Origin of the sequence: Sphingomonas sp. (assembly GCF_025362505.1) — a bacterium.
GTDB lineage: Bacteria > Pseudomonadota > Alphaproteobacteria > Sphingomonadales > Sphingomonadaceae > Sphingomicrobium.
The window spans coordinates 1-5,053 of record NZ_JANYGG010000121.1 but is presented as its reverse complement, the minus strand read 5'-3'; the positions used below and the strand labels follow the sequence as shown (position 1 = coordinate 5,053).

The 5,053-nt window shown below is 64.2% G+C and carries 2 protein-coding genes; both read left to right on the top strand.

Going from position 1 to position 5,053, the window contains the following annotated elements; all coding sequences use genetic code 11:
• The first annotated feature begins 211 nt into the window (after positions 1-211).
• Entirely contained in the window at positions 212-3,364 is a 3,153-nt protein-coding gene (locus Q0R27_RS11715) for a TonB-dependent receptor (protein WP_293944978.1), read from the top strand.
• An 80-nt stretch (positions 3,365-3,444) separates the two neighbouring features.
• The gene (locus Q0R27_RS11710) at positions 3,445-4,923 is read left to right on the top strand and encodes a sulfotransferase (protein WP_293944976.1); all 1,479 of its coding nucleotides are present in this window, start codon (positions 3,445-3,447) and stop codon (positions 4,921-4,923) included.
• Positions 4,924-5,053: the final 130 nt, after the last annotated feature.

Here is a 5,053-nt window from a genome sequence, read left to right as displayed (position 1 = left end):
GAAAGGCGGGCCGGCGCAGCGGTGTGAGCTATTGCGCGGGCGCATGATTGCGACTGTGTCGCAACTGACACAGTAAGGTCACAAACGCATAAGCCGTTGCACACGCAACTTTACAGCGACCCAAACTCCCGGCCAAAGTCTCTCCCAAGGGTGTTTTGACGCCTACAACATTTGCGACGGCATTGAGGGCCGTCCACTCCGGGAGAATGAAATGAAGAAGTCGAACCTTCGGGCGACAGCCGCGCTGCAAGCGCTGGCGATCCTCGGCGCGGGGCTCACCGCAAGCATGATCGTCGCCACCCCGGCGAGCGCGCAGGATTATACTCGCGGGTCGCTCCAGGGCAACGTCACCAACCCGGCGGGTGCTCCGCTGACCAACGCGAAGGTGATGCTTCAGTCGAACGAGCAAGGCTTCACCCGCACGACGACGACCGACGCGAACGGCCGCTTCGACTTCACCCTCCTGCCCACCGGCACTTACAGGGTGAGCATTCGCGGCGCTGGCGGTGAGACGGTCGACGATCCCTCGGTCTCGGTCACGGCGGGAGCGACCAACAGCTTCGCCTACACCGCCGCAGCTGCTTCCGCGGCGACCGTGCCGACCGGCACCGGTAACGAAATCATCGTCACGGGGCGCCGTACCCAGACCAACGACTTTTCGCAGACCACCACGGGCCTCACGCTTGACGTTAGCAAGGTTGTCGCGAACATCCCGATCGCGCGCAGCCAGACCGGCCTGATCCTGCTCGCGCCTGGGACCAATCCGGGCGATACCGGCTTTGCCGACTGCTCGGACTGCGTTTCGTTCGGCGGCGCCACGATCGCCGAGAACAGCTATTACGTGAACGGCCTCAACACGACCAACTTCCGCACGCTGGTCGGCAACAGCCTGGTGCCGTTTGAATTCTACCGCACCTTCGACGTCAAGACCGGTGGCTGGACCGCCGAATATGGTCGCGCCCTGGGCGGCGTCACCTCGGCGGTGACCAAGTCGGGTTCGAATAATTTCGAATATGGCTCGGTCATCACCTTCTCGCCGAATGCCTTCAAAAGCAATTCTCCGAACACCTTCCGCAATTCGACGGGGCTCCTGAAGAACCGCAACGACAATGATTATCGCAATAACATCAGCGCGAACTTTTATGCGTCGGGTGCGATCGTAAAGGACCACCTGTTCGCCTACTTGCTCTACTCCCCGCGCTATTCGGTGAGCCGCGACACCAGCCCGTCGGGCGGGTATCGCTTCGACTCGAATTCGACTTCGCCCTTCTTTGGCGCGAAGATCGACTTCCTGCCGATCGCCGGCCAGCGTCTCGAAGGCACCTTCTGGAGCGACACGCGCCACGTCTTCACCCGCTACAATCCGGTTGATGCGCTCGGCAACCCGACCCGCGGCAGCATCGGCACCGAGGACAACAAGGTCGGCGGCAAGAACTACATCATCCAGTACACCGGCCAGTTCGCCAAGTGGTTCACCCTGTCGGGCCTGTTCGGCATCAATAATTATGAGCGCAACGACGTCGTCGCGGGCGTCGGCAGGCCGATCATCCAGTCGACCCTCACCGGATCGACCACGACCGTCGGTTCTGTCTCGGGCGTCCCGATTGCGCCGGAAACCGGCCAGGATCAGCGCAAGGTCTATCGCGTCGACGCCGACATTTACGTGTCGCTGCTGGGCAAGCACCACTTCCGCTTCGGCGTCGACCGTGAAGATCTCAAGTCGCAGGACTCGGTGTTTTACACCGGCGGCAGCATCTATCGCTTCACGCCAAACTATATCCGCGCCCGGTCCTACATCAACAACGGTTCGTTCGTCAGCAAGCAGCAGGCGTATTACGCGCAGGACAGCTGGGACCTGTTCAACAACCGTCTCAACCTGCAGCTCGGTATCCGCAACGACGGCTACGAGAACTTCAGCATCACCGGTAAAAAGTTCATCGACCAGAAGAACCAGTGGGCGCCGCGCCTCGGTGCTTCGTTCGACGTCTTCGGTGACAAGAAGACCAAGATCAGCGCCTTCTTCGGCCGCTATTATCTCGGCGTTCCGACCAATACCAACATCCGTCTCGGCGGGGCCGAGACTTTTTACGAGCAGCGCTTCCGCTATCTGCCGGGCGTGAGCGGCGCGGTGTTCAACTCGGAGGGCATTCCGATCGGGCAGCAGTTCGACGCGAACGGCGCTCCGCTGTTCGGTGCGACCACGGCCAGTTCGACCAACCCGTGCCCGCCGATCGGTCCCGGTGCCGGCGAGCTGTGCCGCACCGTCTTCTCCGACGGCACGCCCGGACCGACCGACACGCTGGTCGCCGCCGGCCTCAAACCGATGTACCAGGATGAGAAGATCCTCAGCATTACGCATCGGATGAACGACTGGACGTTCGGCCTTCGCTACATCAACCGCCGTCTCAAGACGACGATCGAAGATTTCGCGATCGACGCCGCGGTCAACGCTTACTGCGACCGCACCGGGATCGCCGGTTGCGCCGACACGTTCAGCGGCTTCCATCAATATGTGCTCGGCAACCCCGGTTCGGACACCACTGTCCGCCTCGACGGTGATTGCGTCGCCGATCCGCGGATGTGTGCTGTCGTGACCCTGAAGGCAGCCGACCTTGGCCTGCCCAAGGCCACCCGCAAGTATGACGCGGTCGAGTTCACGGTGAACAAGGCGTTCAACGGCCTCTATGCGTTCGACCTGTCTTACACGCTCCAGCGGGCGCGCGGGAATTACGAAGGCTCCGTCAAGTCGGACAACAACCAGGATGACGCCGGTCTGACGCAGGACTTCGACCAGCCCGGTCTGGTCGAGGGTGCCAATGGCATCCTCGCCAACGAGCGCAAGCACACGCTCAAGTTCTCGGGCAGCATCAAGCCGATGCCGTGGCTGACGATTGGCACCAACATCACGGTCCAGTCGGGTCGCAACTTCTCGTGCATCGGTGTCTATCCCGACGCACGAAACTTTGCAGCGGCCTATAGTTCGGCTTCATTCTATTGCTCGCAGCCTTCCGTCGCATCGGGTCGGACCGCTGTGCCACAGCTCGATGATAACGGAGATCCGGTTCTCAACGGTGCCGGCGCTCCGCAGGTCAGCTACCTCGTCAATCGTGGGACGGCGTTCCACGCTCCGTGGAGCAAGAACATCGATCTTGGTGCACATATCAACCTGCCGGGTGCGCTGCATAACTCGACGATCAGCCTCGACGTGTTCAACGTGCTCAACTCCAAGGCCAAGGTCGACTTCGTCGAATTCGGCGAGAACGACGACGGCTCGCTCCGCAAGGATTATGGCTTCGTCACCGGCTTCCAGGCTCCGCGTTCCGCGCGGCTCACCTGGGCGCTCCGCTTCGGCGGTCGTCGTTAAGGCTGGTCTTCAACCGCATACCAACTCACAAGGGGAGGCAGGGCAACCTGCCTCCCTTTTTCTTGCGCGGGAGTTCGGCGATGGACGTTCATGAGGCGGTCGCCGCGCTGAAGGCGGGGCTGGCGGGCAATGATCGGCTCGCGATCAATCGTGCCGCGCTCGCCCTGATCGCCGCCGAAGCGCCGCTCGGCCGGACGTGGCAGGCGGTCGCTCAGGCGCTCGCGCGCAACGGCGAAATCGGCGCGGCCGAACAGGCGATCGACCGCTATGTCGCAGCTGAAGGGGCAAGCTCCGCGGCGCGGTTCGCGCGCGCCGCCCTGCTCGCGCAGATGGGCCGGCTCGACAGCGCGTGGGCGGCGATGGCGACCTTGCCCGAAACCGTCCCGGACCGCACCGCCAATGCCTATTTCAAGGGATCGCTTGCGCTCGACAGGGGCAATCGCGACGCCGCCGAGCACCACCTGCGCGACGCGCTGACGGCCAACCCGCAGTCGGGGCCGACGTGGCTCGCACTGACCGAGGCGCTTGACCTCGCGGATCACCCCGCGCTTGCCGAACAGCTCGAGCAGGCTTGGGCCACACCGCCCACCGATCCGGCGGAGCGCGCCAACCTCGCTTACGCGGTCGGCCGCGCGCGCGACCAGCGCCGCGATTACGCCGGGGCATTCGACGTCTTCTCCCAGGGCGCGGCTGCCCGCCGCGCGATCGACGGCGCCGCCCGCGCCGCGTCGCCGCTTGCCCCTGCAACCGCGGCGGATTGGCCAGCCGAGTTGATCGAGCGCACCGCCGCCTCGATCAGTGTCGACCATCGGCGCATGATCTTCGTCACCGGACTGCCGCGCTCGGGCACGACGCTGGTCGAACAGATTTTCGCCAGCAACGACGAGGTCTGCGATGGCGCCGAGCTCGGGCTGTTCCGCCTGATCGAGCAGGATATCGGCGGCAGCGATGCGGCGAGCTTCCAGCGCTGGCTGGACCGCGGCGGAAACCCCGATGAACTCGTCCGTAGCTATCTTTACCTCGTCGAGGAACGGTTCGGCCCGACCGGCCGGATCGTCGACAAGTCGCTCGAGGCGAGCCATTACATGGGCCTGTTGCTGGCGCTATTCCCGCGCGCGCCGATCGTGTGGATGCGCCGCGATCCGGTCGATTGCGGCTGGTCGGCCTTCCGCGCCTTCTTCGCACGCGGGGTAAACTGGGCATGGGACCTGCAGTCGATCGGCCGCCGGCTAGCGGTGGACGACCAGCTCTTCGAGTCCTGGACGCGCCGCTATCCGGACCGCTTCACGATCATGCATTATGAGGAGCTGGTGACCGACCCCGAGCGCCAGATCGAACGACTGGCCGCGGCAGCCGGGCTCGAGCGCAGCCAGGCCATGCTGTCGCCCCACATGGCGAAGCGCGCCGTCCTGACCGCGAGCGTTTCCCAGGTCCGCAAGCAAATCAATCGCAAGGGAATTGGCGCCGCCGAACCTTATCGCGAGTGGCTCGGGCCGATGATCGAAGCCTATGCCTGCGCGAGTGCGGCCGGATTGCCCGAACCCCCAGCTTACCCGTGATTGCCGATCCATGTCGCGACTTCGGTCGCGACGCGGTTGGCGGCGCGGTTGAGCGCGGGGCCGACGTCGTCCTTGGTCCCGTTCGACGGCTCGCGGGCTTCGAAGCGGCGGGTTTCGACCCGGGCTCCGG

Bases quoted from the DNA above. Each gene is read 5' to 3' on its own strand.
- Q0R27_RS11715 (WP_293944978.1), top strand. From the start codon at position 212: ATGAAGAAGTCGAACCTTCGGGCGACAGCCGCGCTGCAAGCGCTGGCG.
- Q0R27_RS11710 (WP_293944976.1), top strand. From the start codon at position 3,445: ATGGACGTTCATGAGGCGGTCGCCGCGCTGAAGGCGGGGCTGGCGGGC.